Origin of the sequence: Plantibacter sp. CFBP 13570 (assembly GCF_014841395.1) — a bacterium.
Classification (GTDB): domain Bacteria; phylum Actinomycetota; class Actinomycetes; order Actinomycetales; family Microbacteriaceae; genus Plantibacter; species Plantibacter auratus.
The window spans coordinates 14,654-32,971 of sequence record NZ_JACYTW010000034.1; the positions used below are offsets into that span (position 1 = coordinate 14,654).

Annotated in this window: 13 protein-coding genes; 3 read left to right on the forward strand and 10 right to left on the reverse strand. The window is 70.2% G+C overall.

The features are described from left to right. Nucleotides 1-17: 17 nt before the first annotated feature. The 5 genes from IFT89_RS12420 to IFT89_RS12440 form a co-directional block, all read right to left on the reverse strand. Nucleotides 18-740, reverse strand: a complete 723-nt coding sequence (locus IFT89_RS12420; protein WP_086474587.1) for a polysaccharide deacetylase family protein — start codon at nucleotides 738-740, stop codon at nucleotides 18-20. A gap of 101 nt (nucleotides 741-841) precedes the next feature. After that, nucleotides 842-1,312, reverse strand: a complete 471-nt coding sequence (locus tag IFT89_RS12425) for an adenylyltransferase/cytidyltransferase family protein (protein WP_194643912.1) — start codon at nucleotides 1,310-1,312, stop codon at nucleotides 842-844. Between the two features lie 181 nt (nucleotides 1,313-1,493). Further along, nucleotides 1,494-2,216 (reverse strand): polysaccharide deacetylase family protein, encoded by a 723-nt coding sequence (locus IFT89_RS12430; RefSeq protein WP_137242281.1) that lies wholly within the window; start codon nucleotides 2,214-2,216, stop codon nucleotides 1,494-1,496. After that, nucleotides 2,213-3,193, reverse strand: coding sequence for a glycosyltransferase family 2 protein (locus IFT89_RS12435; protein ID WP_137242280.1), 981 nt, complete (start codon nucleotides 3,191-3,193; stop codon nucleotides 2,213-2,215). Before IFT89_RS12435 ends, IFT89_RS12430 begins: the two co-directional genes overlap by 4 nt. Continuing rightward, nucleotides 3,190-4,233, reverse strand: a complete 1,044-nt coding sequence (locus IFT89_RS12440; RefSeq protein ID WP_137242279.1) for a glycosyl transferase — start codon at nucleotides 4,231-4,233, stop codon at nucleotides 3,190-3,192. Before IFT89_RS12440 ends, IFT89_RS12435 begins: the two co-directional genes overlap by 4 nt. Nucleotides 4,234-4,461: 228 nt before the next feature. Here IFT89_RS12440 and IFT89_RS12445 point away from each other — a divergent pair, with 228 nt between their 5' ends. Together IFT89_RS12445 and IFT89_RS12450 are read left to right on the forward strand one after the other, a co-directional pair. Next, nucleotides 4,462-5,100 carry a hypothetical protein gene (locus IFT89_RS12445; protein ID WP_194643914.1) on the forward strand — a complete coding sequence of 213 codons (639 nt, stop codon included), beginning with the start codon at nucleotides 4,462-4,464 and terminating at the stop codon, nucleotides 5,098-5,100. A 214-nt stretch (nucleotides 5,101-5,314) separates the two neighbouring features. After that, complete coding sequence (locus IFT89_RS12450; protein ID WP_137242277.1) at nucleotides 5,315-10,993, forward strand: PKD domain-containing protein; 5,679 nt, start codon at nucleotides 5,315-5,317, stop codon at nucleotides 10,991-10,993. Between the two features lie 116 nt (nucleotides 10,994-11,109). On the opposite strand, the gene IFT89_RS12455 is transcribed toward IFT89_RS12450, so the two are convergent. The 5 genes from IFT89_RS12455 to IFT89_RS12475 are packed head-to-tail and all read right to left on the reverse strand — an operon-like array spanning nucleotide 11,110 to nucleotide 17,396. Next, nucleotides 11,110-12,045, reverse strand: a complete 936-nt coding sequence (locus IFT89_RS12455) for a glycosyltransferase (protein ID WP_137242276.1) — start codon at nucleotides 12,043-12,045, stop codon at nucleotides 11,110-11,112. Continuing rightward, entirely contained in the window at nucleotides 12,042-13,475 is a 1,434-nt protein-coding gene (locus IFT89_RS12460) for a hypothetical protein (protein ID WP_137242275.1), read from the reverse strand. Before IFT89_RS12460 ends, IFT89_RS12455 begins: the two co-directional genes overlap by 4 nt. Then, nucleotides 13,462-14,811: an oligosaccharide flippase family protein gene (locus tag IFT89_RS12465; RefSeq protein ID WP_137242274.1), complete on the reverse strand. Its 1,350-nt coding sequence runs from the start codon at nucleotides 14,809-14,811 to the stop codon at nucleotides 13,462-13,464. The genes IFT89_RS12460 and IFT89_RS12465 overlap by 14 nt, the downstream gene beginning before the upstream one ends. Then, nucleotides 14,811-15,914, reverse strand: coding sequence for a glycosyltransferase family 4 protein (locus tag IFT89_RS12470; protein WP_137242273.1), 1,104 nt, complete (start codon nucleotides 15,912-15,914; stop codon nucleotides 14,811-14,813). The genes IFT89_RS12465 and IFT89_RS12470 overlap by 1 nt, the downstream gene beginning before the upstream one ends. Nucleotides 15,915-15,953: 39 nt before the next feature. After that, entirely contained in the window at nucleotides 15,954-17,396 is a 1,443-nt protein-coding gene (locus IFT89_RS12475) for a polysaccharide biosynthesis tyrosine autokinase (protein ID WP_079705124.1), read from the reverse strand. Nucleotides 17,397-17,647: 251 nt separating this feature from the next. Between IFT89_RS12475 and IFT89_RS12480 the strand changes: the two genes are divergently transcribed. Further along, entirely contained in the window at nucleotides 17,648-18,283 is a 636-nt protein-coding gene (locus IFT89_RS12480; protein ID WP_161578552.1) for an arsenate reductase/protein-tyrosine-phosphatase family protein, read from the forward strand. Nucleotides 18,284-18,318: the final 35 nt, after the last annotated feature.

Consider the following 18,318-nt stretch of genomic DNA (forward strand, 5'->3'; position numbering starts at 1 on the left):
TCAGGGACCGGGGATGATCACTCCGTGAAGCGCGCCCGGCGGACGGCCTTGCCCACCCGCAGGGCTTCGCCGAGCGAGCGGCCGACGAGACCCTCGCGGGCGAAGCCGCTCAGCAGCTCGGCTGCGAGCGCGCCGCGGTCGACCTCGGGCTCCGGGCCGTCGTCGACGCCGTCGGCCGGGCCGGCGAAGCCGTCGTGGGCGAGCAGGATCGAGCCCTGGTGGCAGTGCCGGACGGCGTGGGCGACGCGCTCGTGCTCGCCGACGTCCTTGACGTCCCAGGCGGTCGCGGTCCACAGCACGGTCTGCAGGCCGGCTCGCTTGACGGCCTGCCAGGTCTCGATGCTCTGCGCGCCGTAGGGCGGCCGGAACCACTCGATCGGCTGGCCGCTCAACTGCTCAAGCTCCTGTTTCGCCGCGAGGGTGCGCCGGTAGGCGACCTCCTCGGAGAAGTCGGTGAGGCGCACGTGGTCGTCGCCGTGCAGCGCGAGTTCGTGCCCACCGGCGACGATGCGTTCGAGGAGCTCGGGGTGCTTCCGCGCGCGGCCGACGAGGACGAAGAACGTCGCGGTCGCGCCGGCTTCGGCGAGGGCGTCGAGGACCCCTGGTGTGCCGTCGGGACTCGGGCCGTCGCCGTAGGTCATGACGACCGTGCGCTCCTCGGTGGCCACACCGACAATGGAACCGTGGACGGGCAGCGAACCGGTGAGGCGTGCGAGCAGCGCCTGCCGAGCCTTCGTCATGTGTCCACCGCCCTGTGAGTCGATCCGTCCAACAGTACCTCGCTGCCGTGGCGAACGGGAGCGCGGGCGCGGCGGCGGAACGGGCGCAGGGAGGGCGGGTGTCAGGCCTGGACGAGCGTGGTGTCGAGCTCGCGCTGCTCCTCGAGCTGGGCGAGTGCACGGCGGAGTGCCGTGCTCGAGGTGCTCATCGTGTACGGGAAGTAGACGACCTCGACGCCGACCTTGGCGAACTCCGCTTCGAGACGGAGGCCCTCTGCGGTCCCGCGCCAATCGTCGCCCTTGAAGAAGATGTCGAACCGGAGCGCATCCCAGGCCTGGAGCTTGTCGTCCCAGGTCTCCTCGACGGCCTCGTCGACGAAACCGATGTGGCGGACGATCTCGAGACGCTCCGTCAGCGGGACGATGGGTTCGATGCGCTTGCGGGTGCGGAGCAGCTCATCCGAGACGACTCCGGCGATGAGGTAGTCGCACGCGCTCTTGGCGTGGCGCAGGATGTTCAGGTGACCGACGTGGAAGAGGTCGAAGGCCCCTGCGGCGTAGCCGACGCGTCCGACTGCACTGCGATCCGTCATGGTCTGCCCCCTGGCATGCTCGTGGTGGTGTGCGCACGGAGCCGTCGGGATCGACTCCGGCATTCGGCACATCCATCGGGCCTCTTGCGAGCCTATGAGGGTCATCAACGCTTGCCGAGTCCACTTTCGAGTGGCACCCGGACGGGGCGCAGGGGCGATCCCCGCGCAGTGCAGGCCAGCGTCAGGAGGAGAAGATGGCGCTCTTCATCGGGCGCCCCTGCACGAGCGCATCGGCGAGGGACCGACCGACCCAGCCTCGCGCCCGGAACTCGGCGAGCAGGGTCGCGGCGAGCGCCCCTCGGTCGACCTCGGGTTCGGCCCCGTCGTCGACACCGTCGGCCGGGCCGGCGAAGGCGTCGTGCGCCAGCAGGATCGTGCCGGGGCGGCAGTCGGACAGGGCGTGGGCGACGCGCTCCTCGGGGGCCACCGCACGTGCGTCCCAGGTGGTCGCCGACCAGAGGACGGATTCGAGACCGGCCCGACGGATGGCGCGCCAGGTCGCGAGATGTTGCGCGCCGTACGGCGGCCGGAACCATCGGACGGGCGTGCCGGCGAGGTCCTCGAGCTCGTGCTTCGCGTCGACGGTGCGACGGGTGACCTCCTCGGCGGTGAACGCCGTGAGACGACGGTGGTCGACACCGTGCAACGCGATCTCGTGCCCCTCCGCGGTGATCCGCGGGATGAGCTCCGGGTGACGGCGAGCGCTGCTCAGCAGGACGAAGAACGTGGCGGTCGCCTCGGCGTCGGCGAGGGATCGGAGGACGCCGTCCGTGCCGACCGGATGCGGCCCGTCGTCGTAGGTCAACACGACGGTCGGGGTGGAGGTCTCGACCTCGATGATCGAGCCCAGGACCGGCAGCGACCGCTTCACGCGATCCTTGAGCCGTGCTCCGAGGCCGCTCATGACCGCTCATCCCGCGCGTACTCCCGGAAGACCACGCCGAAGGCGCCGACGAACATGCCGCCACCCTTCCGGATGGCTCGCGCGCCGCGCGCCCGGTGATGGAGCGAGCCGGTGAGCGTCCCGAACACGGAACGTGCCACACCGACCGCGGCCCGAGCGGCACCGCCGACCGCCGCGACCACACGGATCCGCGCCCGGTCACGACGTCCTGCCGCGAAGTAACGCTCCACCGTGATCCTGGTGTTGCCATGGCTCCACGCGCGCTGCAACGCCCAGCGCTTCGTCGCGCGGTCCCGTTCGACGAAGTCGTGGGTGACGGACTCGTTGCACCAGACGATCCGTCCACCCCGCCGGACGAGGTGCTTGCTGAAGAGCGTGTCCTCACCACCGCCCAGTTCGAGCTTCGACTCGAACCGCACGCCGAGTGCCCGGACCTGGTCGAGGTCCAGGAGCAGGTTCCCCGCCGCGGCCTCGCCGATGACGGTGCCCGTCGTGCGCTGCACGCGGTCGAAGAACCCACCCGCGACGACCCACGGGTCGGTTCCCTCCGGCAGGTGCGACTGCACGCGGCCCATGACCGCCGCAGCGCCCGTCGCCCGCCACGTCTCGACGATCGGGAGCAGCCAGTGCTCGCCCGGTTCCTCGTCGTCGTCGATGAAGACGAGGAGCTCCGCCTGGTCTGCCTCCGAGAGCGCGCGGTTCCGTGCCGCCGCGATGCCCGGGGTCGGTTCGACCACGTAGCGGACGCCGGGCGTCGAACCGGCGACCTCCCTGGCGCTCGCCGCGGGGTCGTTGTCGATCACGAGGACCTCGGTGCTCACGACGGACGCGTCGGCGTCGCGGAGCCACCGGGTCTGCTCCAGCACCTTCGGCAGGCTCGCGGCGAGGGTCGCCGGGCGTCGGAAGGTGAGGATGCCGACGATGAGGCGGACCTCGGCCGCGCGGGCGTCGGGCCTGCCGGCGGACGACCCGGTCATCGCGCGGCCCCGACCGTGGGCGCTGGAGTCCCGCGTCGCGCGGCGATCGCTCGTCGGTAGGCCTCGACGTGTCGTGCGGCTCCGAGATCCCAATCGCGGTCGACGAACGTCACCGGGCCGCGCGCTGCGGCGCGGACGTGCTCCATCGCCGAGAGCAGTGCCTCGGCGTCGAGCTCACCGGAGAACCGATGCACCCAGCCGGGCCCGACCTCGGCTTCGAGGAGTCGGTTCACCGCGTTGTCCGGCACGAGCACCGGGCGGTCCAGTGACAGGGCAGCGAGGGTGCTGCCGGAGTTGTGCATGAAGCGGTACGGGAGGACCACGAGCTCCGACGAGGTCGCGATGTCCACGAGTTCGTCGTCACCGAGGAAGTGGAGGTCGAGGAGGACGTCGTCTCCCTCGCCCGCGAGCGCGGTCAGGGTGTCGGCGAGTTCGGTGGTCGACGGTTTGCCGCCGACGCGGAGCGAGAGTCCTCGGGTCGTGGCCGCCGCGGATCGGAACGCCTCGATGAGGGTCTCGACACCCTTGTAGCGGCGGATGAGGCCGAAGTAGCCGAACCGACCGTCCTGCTGTGCCGCGCGCGGGTGACGGGCGAACCATTCACGGTAATGGCCGTGGGGGATCAGGATGGACGGTTGGTCCTCGGGCAGGGTCGTCGTCTCGTTGAGCGTGATCCGGAAGTCCGTGCGTCGGTCGATGAGGCGGAGCAGCGCGACCTCGACCCGCGAGATGCCCTGCGGGAGTTCGACGTTGTGCACCGTCCTGACGATCGGGGTCCGGGTGATCGCGAGCCGGATGACGAGCAGCACGGTGAGGCACTGGCGGAGGAACTGCTTCAGCGGGGTGTGCCCCGACACGAGGATCTCGGGCCAGTGGATGTGGAACGCGTCGTACCGCCCGAGGAGCGCGCCCTTCCAGGTGAAGTTCTGCACCGAGACCCCGGGGACCGCGCGGAGGTGGTCGGCCAGCATCACGAGATACGGGTTCGTCGTCGGGCGTGGCACGGGGAACTGCTGCAGGACGGTCAGGTGTCCGCTCATGAACCCTCCAGGGGTCGGTGCTCGGGTGCATCGGTCGCGCTCGGCGTCCGTCGGTGCCTTCCGGCATCCGAGGGTCCGCTGCGAGATCGGGGAGGCGTCGGGTGGTGTGAGCCATTGTGACATGGGCGACGGCCGAGGTCGCGAGCCGGACGAGGCTGCACACGGAGCCGAGGCAGTACACTCGGGGCATCGAGCGCCGGGTGGCCGTCGTCGAGGAGAGGTACGGGCGTGAGCGAGCCGGCAGCAGAGCAGCAGACCCCCACGTCGAGCACACCCGACCCGCGGCGCCGACGCCGGGTGGTCGTCATCTCGGTGCTCGCGGCGGTCGTCGTCGTGGTGGTGGCCGTGGTCGTGGTGTTCGCGGTGAACGCCAACCGCGTCGGCACCGGCGACGTCGTGAACCCGCCGGCCATCACGGGCACCCCCACGCCGAGTCCGATCATCACCGACCCGGCCGAAGCGCTTCCCGAGCGCGACCCGGTCGCCGGCGACGCACCGGTCGAGATCGTCAGCGGCGTGACCGTCAGCCTGGGCACGCTCGAGGCCGTCGACGGTGAGGCGAACGCACCCGGTGAGACCGCGGGACCGGCGGTCCGGTTCACGGTCACGATCGTGAACGACACCGACGCGAGCATCGACCTCAGCACCGTCGTCGTCACCGCGTACTCCGGGGCCGACCGCGTACCCGCGGAGCCCCTCACCGAACCCGGTGCCGTGCCCTTCGAGTCGGAGGTCGCGGCCGGCGATACCGCGACCGCGACGTTCGTGTACACGGTGCCCGTCGAGCAGCGGGACGACGTCACGATCATCGTCGACTACCAGGCCGGCGTCCCCGCCGCCGTGTTCCAGGTCACCGCTCCCCGCTGACCCGATCCGCATCCGCGCTGACCCCCGCAGGATCCCCGGGAAATCGGACCTGTTTTGGGGGTGACGCCCCTGATGCCCCCCGCGTTATGGTTCACGAGCGAGGCACCCCTGCACCTGGCCGGCGATCGTGGATCCGAAACACGATCGCACCCCTCGGCCCGTCCGCGGAGCCCTGTCGCGCCCCGAGCCCGCCTCCAGCGAAACCCGAGAACCCGTGTCCAGATTTCTGCGATCCCAGGATCGACCGAGCGCGCACGCGCCGAGCCGCAACGACGCCCGCGGCGTCCCGTCCAAGCTGAAGAAGCCCCTGGCACTCGGCGTGATCGGTGCGGTGTTCGCCGCGCTGCTCACCTTCACCGCCACGGCGGCCCCGGCGGTGGCCGACACGGTCCCCCAGGGCGCAGGCGAGGCGTCGACCGTCTCGGCGGACGCGCTTCCCACGGTGCAGATCAACAAGACCGTGTGGTCGCAGGTCGTCGTCGGGAACACCGTCTACGCGGGTGGAACCTTCACCAAGGCCCGTCCGGCCGGCAACGCAGCCGGCGTCGGCGAGGTCGACCGCACCTACCTGCTCGCCTACGACCTCACCACCGGCGTGCTCATCAACTCCTTCGCTCCGGTCCTCAACGCCGAGGTCAAGGCCGTGACGGCCTCGCCGGACGGTAAGACCCTCTACGTCGTCGGTAGCTTCACGAAGGTCAACGGACAGGACCGCTCGCGCATCGCCGCGTTCGACACGGCGACCGGTGCCCTCAAGTCCTTCGCTCCGATCCTCAACTACATCGGCTACAGCGTCGCGGCGACGAACAGCACCGTGTACGTCGGTGGCGGCTTCACCAACGCCGCCGGCCAGACCCGCAAGGGAGCGGCGGCGTTCACCAACGCCGGTGCCCTCCTGCCCTGGGCTCCCGTCACCGAGGGCGGCGTCGTCCGCGCCCTCGCGATCGCTCCCGACCAGTCCAAGGTGATCCTCGGCGGAGCGTTCACGACGCTCAACGGCAGCAGCAATCCCGGCTACGGCCTCGGTGCCGTCGACGCGACCGCCGGCGCGCTCCTCCCGTGGAACGTCAACGGCCTCATCCGCAACGGTGGCGCGAACGCCGCGATCTACTCGCTCACGAGCGACGCGAACAACGTCTACGGGACCGGCTACGTCTTCGGTTCGGGCGGCAACCTCGAGGGTGCCTTCAACGCCGGCTGGGCGAACGGTGACATGAACTGGGTCGAGGACTGCCACGGCGACTCCTACTCGGTCGCCTCCCACGGCGACGCCGTCTACATCGCCGGCCACCCGCACTACTGCGGGAACATCGGCGGTTTCCCGCAGACGCAGCCGTGGACCTTCCAGAACGCACTGGCGTTCTCGAAGACCACCACCGGCACGGCCACGGCAGACCCGTACGGCTACTACAACTACGCCGGTCAGCCGACGCCAAGCATCCTGAGCTGGTTCCCGGACTTCACGCCGGGCAACGCGACGAACCAGAACCAGGGTCCGTGGAGCGTCGCCGCGAGCACGAACTACGTCGTCTACGGCGGAGAGTTCCTCGCCGTCAACAACAAGTCGCAGCAGGGACTGGTCCGGTTCGCGACGAAGGCGGTCGCACCGAACCTCGAGGGTCCGAAGCTCAAGGGGAGCGCCTTCCCCATCACCGCGATCTCCCTCGCCAGCGGCACCGTGCGCGTCTCCTGGAAGACGAACAACGACCGCGACAACGAACTCCTGAAGTACGAGCTGATCCGCAACAACCAGACGGCCACGCCGATCATGACGAAGTCCGTCCGCTCGACCTTCTGGAAGGTCAGCAACCTCATGTACACCGACAGCGGCCTCGCACCGGGGACGACCGTCAACTACCGCGTCAAGGTGACCGACCCGCTCGGCAACTCGACGATGAGCGACAACGTCCCGGTGACCGTGTCCGCCGACGGCTCGACGTCCGCGTACGCGCAGGCGGTCCTCGCGTCCGGTCCCACGTCGTTCTGGCCGCTCGGCGAAGCCAGCGGCACCGCCGGCTACGACTGGGCCACGGGCGACGACCTGACGCTCACGAACAACACGACGCGCGGGACGGCAGGCGCCATCATCGGCTCGAACACGACCGCGACGACGTTCGCCGGCACGAGCGACAGCGCCGCCTCGACGACGACGGCGCAGAAGGCGCCGAACACCTTCACCGCTGAGACGTGGATCAAGACGACCACCGACCGCGGCGGCAAGATCCTCGGATTCGGTGGGAACTCCACCGGGACCTCCGGCAACTACGACCGCATGATCTTCATGAACAACGACGGGCGCCTGATGTTCGGCGTCTACCCGGGCTCCGTCCGGACCGTGCAGTCCTCGAAGGCCTACAACGACGGCGAGTGGCACCACGTCGTCGCAACGCTCGGTGCGAACGGCATGCAGCTGTTCGTGGACGGCAAGAAGCTCGACAGCCGCACGGACACGACGAGCGGCCAGGACTTCACCGGCTACTGGCGGGTCGGCGGCGACAACCTCGGTGGTTGGCCGGGCTCGCGCTCGAGCGACTACTTCGCCGGCGCCATCGACGACACCGCGATCTACCCGACGGTCCTCGACCGCGACACGATCGTGAACCACTACGTGGCCTCCGGCCGGACCTCGCCGGTCCCGGCCGCTCCCACCGACGCATACGGTGCCGCGGTGTTCAACCTCGATCCGACGTCCTACTGGCGCTTCGATGAGACGACCGGCACCACGGCGAAGGACTCCGGCCGGAACGACGGCCCGGCGACCTACTACGGTGCCGTCGCGAAGGACCAGAACGGTGCGCTCGCCGGCGTCGCCGGGAACCGCTCCGCACAGTTCGGTCCCGATGGTTCGGGTGTCGCCAGCGACACCGCTTACTCCAACCCGACGAGCTACGCGCTCGAGGCGTGGTTCAACACCACGACCACCAACGGTGGGAAGATCATCGGTTTCGGCGCCAACCAGCAGGGCGGATCGGGCGGCTACGACCGACACGTCTACATGGAGAACGGCGGTCAGCTCACCTTCGGGACCTGGACGGGCCAGACCAACACGATCACGACGCCCGCCGCATACAACGACGGCACCTGGCACCACGTGGTGGCCGAGCAGTCGTCGGCGGGCATGAAGCTCTACGTCGACGGTGTCCTCCAGGGCACCAACCCGCAGACGAGCGCCCAGGACTACACCGGGTATTGGCGTGTGGGCTCCGACACGACGTGGGGCGGGACCGCCGGCACGTTCAGCGGACGCATCGACGAGGTGGCCGTCTACGCACAGCCGCTCACGTCGGCGCAGGTCACCCAGCACCACGACCTCGGCCTGGGCATCCTGCCGAACGTCGCTCCGACCGCCGGTTTCGCCGTCACGAACACCGACCTCACCGCGCACTTCGACGCTTCGAGCTCGGTCGACACCGATGGGACCATCGCGACCTACGCCTGGGACTTCGGCGACGGCACCACCGGCACCGGGGTGACGGCCGACCACGCCTACGCGGCAGCCGGAACCTACACGGTGACCCTCACCGTGACCGACAACCGCGGCGGCACGGGGACACTGCAGCACCCGGCGACCGTCGTCGCACCGAACGTCGCCCCCACGGCGTCGTTCACCGCAGCGGTCAACGCGCTGGGCGTCCAGTTCGACGCCAGCGCCTCCGTCGACACGGACGGCACGATCGCCTCGTACGCCTGGGACTTCGGCGACGGCACGACCGGGACCGGCGTCAACCCGGGCCACACGTACGCCGCCGCCGGCTCGTTCACCGTGCACCTGACGGTGACCGACGACAAGGGGCTCCTCGGAGAGACGAGCCAGGCGGTCGTCACGACCGTCCCCGTGAACCAGCCGCCGGTGGCCGCGTTCACGCCGACCGCGACGGGCCTCACGGTCACGGTCGACGGCTCGGCGTCGAGCGACCCGGACGGCACCATCGCCTCGTACGCCTGGAACTTCGGTGACGGCGCGACCGGCACCGGTGCGACGGCCGCTCACGCCTACGCCGCCGGCGGGACGTACACGCTCGCGCTGACGGTCACCGACAACGGTGGGGCCAGCACGACGACCTCGCAGTCCGTGACCGTCGTCGCTCCGCCCGCGGCGACCGTGCTGGCGAAGGACACCTTCGCCCGCTCGGTCACCGGCGGATGGGGTTCCGCCGATGTGGGAGGGGCCTGGACCCTCGATGCGGCGTCCAACTACTCCGTCGCAGGTGGCAGCGGTCTCATCTCGACCGCGGTCGGCCTGACCCGGACCGCCAAGCTGACCACGGTCGGCGCCACGGACACCGAGACGCAGGTCCGCCTGTCCTTCGACAAGAGCTCCACCGGTGGCGGAAACTACGCCTCGGTCATGGGCCGCGTCGTCGGAGCCGACAACTACGCCGCGCGGATCTGGATCCGGAACAACCAGGGCGTGCAGCTGCAGCTGATGAACGGCAACACGATCCTCAAGGCGGTGAACATCGACGGCTTGACCTACCTGCCCGGCACCCAGCTGCAGGTCCGCTTCCAGGCCGTCGGGACCTCGCCGACCGAGCTCAAGGCGAAGGTCTGGGCGATCGGATCCACGGAGCCCGCGGCCTGGCAGCTCACGGCCACGGACAGCACCGCATCGCTGCAGGCGGCCGGTTCGGTGAGCCTCCGCTCGTACATCTCGGGGACCGCCACCGGCGGCACCGTCGTGACGCGCTTCGGCAACCTGATCGCGCAGCCCTCCGGCTCGGTCACGGCCCCGCCGGCGAACGTGCCGCCCACCGCGGCGTTCACGCAGGCGGCGACGTTCCTGACCGCCTCCTTCGACGCTTCGACGTCGACCGACTCGGACGGCTCCATCGCGTCCTTCGTCTGGGACTTCGGAGACGGCGCCTCGGGGACGGGTGTCACCACGAGCCACGCCTACGCGGCCGCCGGTGCTTACCCGGTGAAGCTCACCGTGACCGACAACGCGGGAGCCTCCGCTACCAAGACCAGCACGGTCACGGTGCAGGCGCCGCCGCCGAACGTCGCACCGACCGCCGCCTTCACGACGAGCGTGACCGGCCTCGCCCTGACGACCGACGGGTCGGGATCCACCGACACCGACGGCACCGTCACCGCGTACGCCTGGGACTTCGGAGACGGGGCCACCGCCACCGGAGCGACCGCGAGCCACACGTACGCGGCCGACGGCACCTTCACGGTGACGCTGACCGTGACCGACAACGCCGGTGCCACCGCGGTGACCCAGAAGCAGGTCACCGTGGCCGGAACGGTCGTCGTGCCCCCGGTCACCCCGGCCACCGCGCAGGACGCCTTCGAGCGTCCGGCCGGTGCCGGGTGGGGGACGGCCGAGGCGGGTGGCGCCTGGACACCGGCGAACAACCCGTCCGCGTTCAGCCTCGCCGACGGCAAGGCCGTGATCACGACCCCGGCCGGCCAGACCCGGGCCACCACGCTCAACGGCGTGAGCCAGACGAGTTCCGACAGCAGCGTCAAGGTCTCGTTCGATCAGGGACCGACCGGCGGCGGCAACTACGTCTCCGTGATCGGCCGTCAGGTCGGTTCGGCGAACTACGCGGCGCGCGTCTGGATCCGCTCGAACAGCGGGGTGCAGCTGCAGCTCCTGCAGGGCGGGACCACGCTGTCCGCGGTCAACATCGCCGACCTCGTGTACGTCCCCGGCCAGCAGCTGCAGGTCCGCCTGCAGGTGTTCGGCACCTCGCCCACCACGGTGCGGGCGAAGGTCTGGGCGGCCGGCACGACCGAACCGACGAACTGGCAGCTGACGAGCGTCGACTCGACGGCCGCGCTGCAGGCGGCCGGCACGGTCGGACTGAACCAGTACATCTCGGGCACCGCGACCAACGGCCCGATCATCGCCCGGTTCGACGAGTACCTCGTCAAGCCGACGGTCTAGTCCACCGCGAACGAACGGCCGGTCGTCCTTCGGGATGACCGGCCGTTCGACGTGCGGGGAGGCGTTCATCGCAGCGGCGACGCCGAGGCGACGGCCTGCGTGCGTGACGGTGTACGTCAGCGACCGCGCGCGGCGGCCTTCGAGAGCCGGAGCCCGTCGACGACCCCGCGGACACCCGCACGGAGCGGGCTGCGGGTGCTGAGGAACTGCCGACGACCTCCCTGCAGGAGCACGGACCAGGCCACGGGGATGGTCGAGCGTCTCCAGGCCCGCACCTCGGCCGGTGGGAGGTGCTCGGCCGCGTAGAGGAGTCGGTTCCGGATGTTGAAGTAGTAGTAGGTCGTCGACTTGGCACGCGCCGAGGCGGCGTCCGAGCGGTCGTGGGTGCCGCCTTCGTCGTGGACCGCGGTGGCCTCCTCGACGACGGCCAGCGAACCGCCGACGGCGACCACTCGGTGCGACAGGTCGACGTCCTCCCAGTAGAGGAAGTAGGCGTCGTGGAAGCCGCCGGTGCGCGCCCAGAGTTCCACGCTCAGCATGAGACAGGCGCCGCTCAACCAGGGCGCCACGGCTGCCCCTGGGTGGTCCTCGCGTCGTCTCCGCGATCGGATCGTCCCGTCGTGCAGGTACAGATCCACCCCGTCGAACCAGAGGCTGCCGTCCGGTCGCTCGATCCGCGGAGCGAGCATCGTCATCGGCTGCTCAGCGCAACGATGCGAGAGCACGTCGAGCGCCTCGGGCGTGAGGGATGCGTCCGGGTTGAGGAGCAGCACCTGCTCGACGCCGAGTCCGATCGCCCGGGCGACGCCGAGGTTCATACCGGCACCGAACCCGAGGTTGTCGTCGGGCAGGAGGAGATCCCAGCGCTCCGCGTCGGCGAGCCGCGTGACGGCGTCGCGTGCGGCAGGGGAGGAGTAGTTGTCGACGACGACGGTCCGGAGGCCGGGTACGGCGCGGGTCAGGGTCGCGAGGTTCTGCTCGAGGAGTGCGGGGTCGCCGTAGTTCACGACGACGATGCCGATCCGCTCGGGTGAACGCACGGGTCCGGTCATGCTGTGTCTCCCCGGCGGTGCTCGGACGCGAGGACCGGGGGTCGTCCCGCCGTCGGGCCGTCGGTGCCGACCTTCAGGATGAGGGCGAGCCCCAGGAACAGGGTGAGCGTCGGGACGGAACTGTAGAGCGGACTGAAGAAGAGGTCCCAACAGGTCCGCACCCCCAGGAAGATGACGACAGCGCTCGCGTTGCGTCGTGCGATGCCGTGCCCGAGGCCGTAGATGGTCAGCCAGGCGATCAGCACGGCCAGGGCGAGCCCGATGAGGCCGAAGCGGACCCAGAGGTCGCCGATGGTGGAGTGGACCTCGAACCCGGTCCCGAACATGAAGCGTTCGACGTAGCCGTTGTTCGGGTCGTACCCGATGGAGGCCATGCCGGTCTTGGCGACCAGCACGTCGCTCAGGGAGGCGTAGGTGCCGCTCCCGTACCCATTCGGCTGGTGGAGGAAGAGGGCGGCGGTCGCGGCGAGCTCCGGTCGTCCGCCGAGGAGGATGGATCCCGACTGGTCGAGTTGCGCGACCGTGCGGCTCTGGGTCTCCGCGCCGAACACCCCGTCGAGGAGGAGGGCCTGGCCGATGTTGAACACGAACGCCGCGGCGATGCCGATCCCGATGATGACCCGGGCGGTCGACGCCTTGCGGCTCTTGCCGGCGGAGCGCATCTGCCAGGCGACGAGGCAGAGGGTCAGGAGCAGGATCGCGAACAGCGACCGCGAGTCGTTGAGGATCGACACGGCTGCGAGCGCGGCCACGACGGCGACCTCGATCCAACGGCGGCGGGTGGCCAGGGCCAGTCCGAGCAGGATCACGGTCAATGGCACCGAGTACTGGAACTTCCACACGTTCGACATGTAGGCGGTACCGCCAGGGCCGGCGATGACGGCACGGACGAGCAGCCCGAGGCCGTAGAACACGATGATGTGCGACGGCGTCAGCACCGTCCGGGTCCAGACGATGCACGCGACCGACACGAGCGGGCCGAGGAGCACGATGGTCGCGCCGATGGCGACGCCCTGGCCGGTCTGGTGGTCGTCGGCCATGGCGGCCGTGAGCCAGAGCCCCGACACCGCTGCAGCGATCCCTCCGAGGAGCAGGACCACCCCGCCGCGGTACCTCCGGAGCTCGCCCACCCAGAGGGGGAGCAGGATCAGGGCCACACCGAAGCCCACGGTGAAGCCCTGGAAGACCTGGAGGCGAGCGCCGAGGAGCACGAGGAACACGATGGCGATGATGCGGTGGACCGTCGCCATGGTCGGATCGGTCGGTGGTCGGAGGACGGGGAGCGGTTCGAGCCGCTCGTCCGCGGGTGCTCCGACGACGCCGGGTGATACGGGACGGGGCCGCGCCGCGCGCCACCGCGGGACGGCGGCGGCCTTCGGGCCCGCGTTCGTCTTCGGGTCCAGGTTCGTCTTCGGGTCACTGAGCGACATCGACGGGCTCCGCTTCCGCAGCGAGCCGGCGTCGCTTCGCGAGGTCGCGCTGGACGTACCAGAGGTTCGGGACGACCTGGCAGATCGCGACGGCGACCGCGGATCCGACGATGGGACCTGCGGCCCCGAGGACGGGGATGAGCACCCAGGAGAGGCCGAGGTTGAGCGGCACCATGAACAGGATGGGGAGGACCTGGAACTGGAGGCCCTTCGCGTCCGTCATGTACATGCCGACCGGGTACTTCGCGGCTTGGAGGGCGACGAACACGACGTAGGAGATGAGGATCGGCCAGCCGAGGGTGATCTCGCCGTCGGAGACGAACCCGGCGATCCACGGGGAGATCGCCGCGAGGACGATCGCGAGGGCGAGCCCGCCGCCGAGGAACCACAGCGTCGGGACGAGCGGCGATTCCACGCGCTTCGCGGACCGCGCCTTCGCATAGATCGGCCACAGCGCCAGCCCGGCCGCACCGATCGTCTGGATGACGAGGCCGAAGAGCTGCGTCGCGAGGTTGTACTGGGCGAGTTCCGGTCCGGTCGTCAGGTGGCTGAGCAGCAACCGGTCGGTCTGCATGGCGATGGGCAACGCGATCATCTGGACGACCATCGGCCAGGCGAGGGCGAACGCGGGGACGCCCGGAGCGCTGCGGAGCTTCGGCACCTCCTTCATCGCCTGCCAGACCTGCGGGCTGATCGAGCGCGCGGCAAGTACCAGGCAGACGGCGGCGACGATCCCGCTCGCGGCGTAGGAGAGGACGGCGACGAAGGAGCCGCCGTCGAAGCCGGTGACGACGAAGAGCCACACGCCGAGGAAGATCGCCGGAGCGGCGATCGCCTGCGTCGCGACCTGGGTGCTCGTCTTGCCGACGCCGATGAGGATGCGTTGACCGACGGTCATCGGCAGGACGAGTCCGAACGTCGCGAGGCAGAGGAACGCCGCGACGCTGCCGCCGTCGGGTGCGAGGCCGTTGCCGAGGATCGCCGGCCACAGGTCGAGGACGGTGATGAGGATGGCGACGAGCATGATGACCGCGCCCGACACGGTGAGGATCCGGAACGCCGTCACGATCGAACGCCGCACCTGCAGGTCGCGCCTCGGGTCGTCGGATCCGGCGATGGCGTTGATGACGACGGCGGCGATGCCGAGGTCGGCGAACGGCAGCAGGGCCGGCAGGCTCGTCAACAGCCCGTACTGGGCGTAGGCGCCGGAGCCGAAGTGTTCGATGATCATCCGGCTCGTGAAGATGCCGAGGACGCCGGAGAGCCCCATCACGAAGATCTTCGCGATGGCCGTCTGGCTGACGGAGGCCCAGATGCCGCCCCTGCCGCGCGCCATCAGCGATCACCGCCAGCGTCACGGAACAGCCAGGTGTCGGCGGCAAGACGGCCGTCACGGGCGGGAAGGTCCGCGAGCACGTCCTCCGGGGTCCGGGTGCTGGCGATCGTCGCGAGGATGGCCTCGGCGAGTGCCACCGCGTCGTCCCCCGGCTCGACGACCCGGTGGCCGTGCTCGTCCAGCCAGCCGGCGATGCCGGTCTCGGTCGTGGTCACCACGAGGCAGCCGGCGGCGAGGCCCTCGACGATCGGCAGGCCGACCTGCTCGCGCCAGTCGGGACGCGGCTGGGACGGCAGCACGAGCGTGCGGCTCGCGGCGAGGGTGTCGAAGATCACGGAGCGTGCCGGGTCGCGGTGGAAGGTGACCGACGGGTGGCGGTCGCTGAGTGCGGCCGCCGCGGGCTCGAGCTCGCCGGAGCCGAGGATGACGAGGCAGGCGCGCGGTTCGCGCTGCAGGACGGTCGACCACGCGTCGACGAGCAGGGGGAATCCCTTCCGCCCGACGAGGGCCCCGAGGAAGACGATCTGCAGAGGGTCCCGGACGACCTCGCTCCGCGCCGGCATGGGCGCGGGCAGGGCTTCGATGACCGTGGACTCGAGGTCGGGTCGCAGGGGCAGGACCCGGGCGTGCAGATCGCGGGCCCCCGTCGTCCCGTAGACGATCCGGTCGAGACGACGCCACACCCGACCGGCGGCCCATCGCTGCGCCCGGAGTTTGAGGCGGGACCTGAGGCGGGCGGGACGGGCGGACATCGGCTCGAGGTTCTCGATGGCGTACGTCACCACGAGCGGCCGTGTTCCCCGGAGGCGTCCTCGCAGGTCGAGGGCGAGCAGGGTGCTGAGCGTGGCGATGGCGGAGGACAGTTGGAGCGGCTCGTTGACCTCGAGCGCGGTCACGCCGGAGCGGACGAGCAGCCGTGCTGCGGCCATCGGCTCGGCCTGGACGAGCTCGACGCCCGGAGCGACGCTCGGATCGAAGTCGTAGCGGCGACGACGGTAGACGATGCTCGCAGGCGCCAGTTCACGGGCGCGTTCGAGGTGCGCGGTGCGGACGACCTCGTACAGCCTGGCGCGGGGATGGCTCAGGCGAGCGGGTGTTGGCATCGTTCGTCGGTCCCTTCGGGCGCGTCGTCGGGCAGCGGCTCAGCGGCCGGCCATGGACGGCGTGCGCGCCGAGTCGTTCGCCGCGGGGGCGGCCGTTCCCGTCGCGGCGGGGCCGAGCGCACCGGCGTCGGGAGCCGACCGGTACGAGTTGTAGCGGTAGTAGGAACTCGTCTCGTCCTGCTTGAGGCCGTTGAGGACCAGCCCGATCGTGCGGGCGTTCGCGCCGTCGAGCGTCTCGAGCGCGCGGTGGAGCTGCTGGCGGCGGGTGGACTTGTACCGGGACACGACGATCGCACCGTCGGTCATGTGCGTGAGCCAGAGCGGGTCGGTGACCGGGATGATCGGCGCGGTGTCGATGATGACGAAGTCGTACGACTCCTTGGCGCGGTCCACCAGCTGGCGCATCGCGTCGGAGGCGAGGAGCTGGCTCGGGTTCGGCGGCACCCCACCGGAGGCGAGGACGTCGAGGTTGCCCCGACCCCAGGGCTGCACGGCCTCCTCGAGGGTGATGTCGCCGACGAGGACACTGGTCAGTCCGACCTCGCCTTCGATCTGCGTGTAGCCGGCGATCGAGGGGCGGCGGAGGTCGGCGTCGATGAGGAGGACGCGCGGTGCGCGTTCGGTCATCGCGAGGGCGAGGCCGAGCGCGACGGTGCTCTTGCCCTCACCGGGGAGTGCGGAGGTGACGATGACGGAGGTGATCCGTTCGTCGACGTCGGCGAAACTGAGGTTCGTCGCGAGACTCCGGAAGCCCTCGGCGATCATGCCGTTCGGGTTCCGCATCATCGCCTGCGTCGGCAGCTCACCCTTCCGCGTGCGGGCGACCGTCGTGAGGACGGGGGTGTCGGAGACCTGCTGCAGCTCGCGCAGCGACCGGATCCTCGTGTCGAGGAGCTCCCGGCCGAAGGCGTACAGCACGCCGATCAGCAGGCCGCCGAGTCCGCCGCCGGCGACGAGGAGTTTGGTGTTGGGCGCGAAGGCGAAGATGGGGAGCTTGGCCGGTGCGATGATCGTGAGCTGGACGGCGGGGCGGTCCTGATCGTCCCTCGGGGAGATGCCGTCCACTGCGGAGGACAGGGAGTTCGCAACGGCCGCCGCGATGCTCTGCGCCTGCTCGGCGCTCGTCGACACTGCGGAGATCTCGACGATCACGGTGTTGAGGGGAGCGTCGGCGCTGACCGACTCCGCGAGGTCCTGGACACTCATGTCGAGGCCGAGCTCGTTGATGACCGGCTCGAGCACGATCGGGGAGGACGCGAGGACGGCGTAGGACTGCACGAGGTTCTGCACGTACGTGGATCCCTGCACCAGTTCGGTCGTGGAGTTACCGGCCTCGGTGGTCACGAACACGCTCGTCGTGGAACGGTACTGCGGTGCCATGGTCTGTGCGAAGACGTAGGCTCCGGTCGCGCCGACGAGTGCAAGCACCACGATGACGATCCACTGCTTGCGCAGCGTTGCGATGTAGTCGCCGAGATCCATCTGACTCCCCCTGGTTTGTTGACACCCAACACCTCAGCGTACCGACGATTTTCGGGTTTATCAGGGGAAAGACGCCCCCACTCAGGGGGGTACGGGCCGTTTGATGACCCCCAGTCCGAGGGTGTCCACCCCCGCGGATGACCCCCGTTCGACGGGGTGCACGGAGGCCTCGGACCGCTTCGGTGAAGGGGGTGCAGCGCTCACGCTACGATTGTCGGAATTCTTCCCCCGAGCGAAAACCGAAGGACGTCATGGCGCGGATCCTCGTAGTGTGCAGTGCCAACGTCTGTCGCTCCCCGCTCGCGGAACAGCTCCTCCAAGCCCGACTCTCGACCATTCCCGGCTTCGACCGCCTCGTCTGCTCGAGCGCCGGCATCGAGGTCAGTCGCGGGCACGAGATGTGCGCTGACGCGGCCGCGGTCCTCGGCCTGCCGTCGGAGGGACCGAAGGCGGCAGCTCATCGTGCACGCCGCGTCACCAAGTCGATGATCGGTGGTGCGGGGCTCGTGCTGACCGCGAGCCGCGCCGAGCGCTCCGCCCTCGCCAAACTCTCTCCCGAGGCCCGTTCGAAGGTCTTCACCCTCCGCGAGGCGGCAGCGCTCGCCGAAGCGCCCGACCAGGCGATCGCCACCTGGCGCCCCGGTGCCGGCACGACGGCCGATCAGCGTCTGTCCGACCTGGCGGCCCTGCTCAACGCCCGTCGCGGTCTCGCTCCTGCTCCGAAGCCGGAGCGCACCGGGTTGTTCGCGCGATTCGGGAGCGACGTCGACCCGCTCGACATCGCCGACGGACACAACCTCGGCAAGCGGGCGCACCGGACGACCCTGCGGTCCGTCCAGCGCTCGGTCGAGCGGTTCGGCGCCGCCGTGGAAGCCCTCACGCGGTAGCGGTTCGAGGGTCATCACTACCCCTGTCTTTGGGG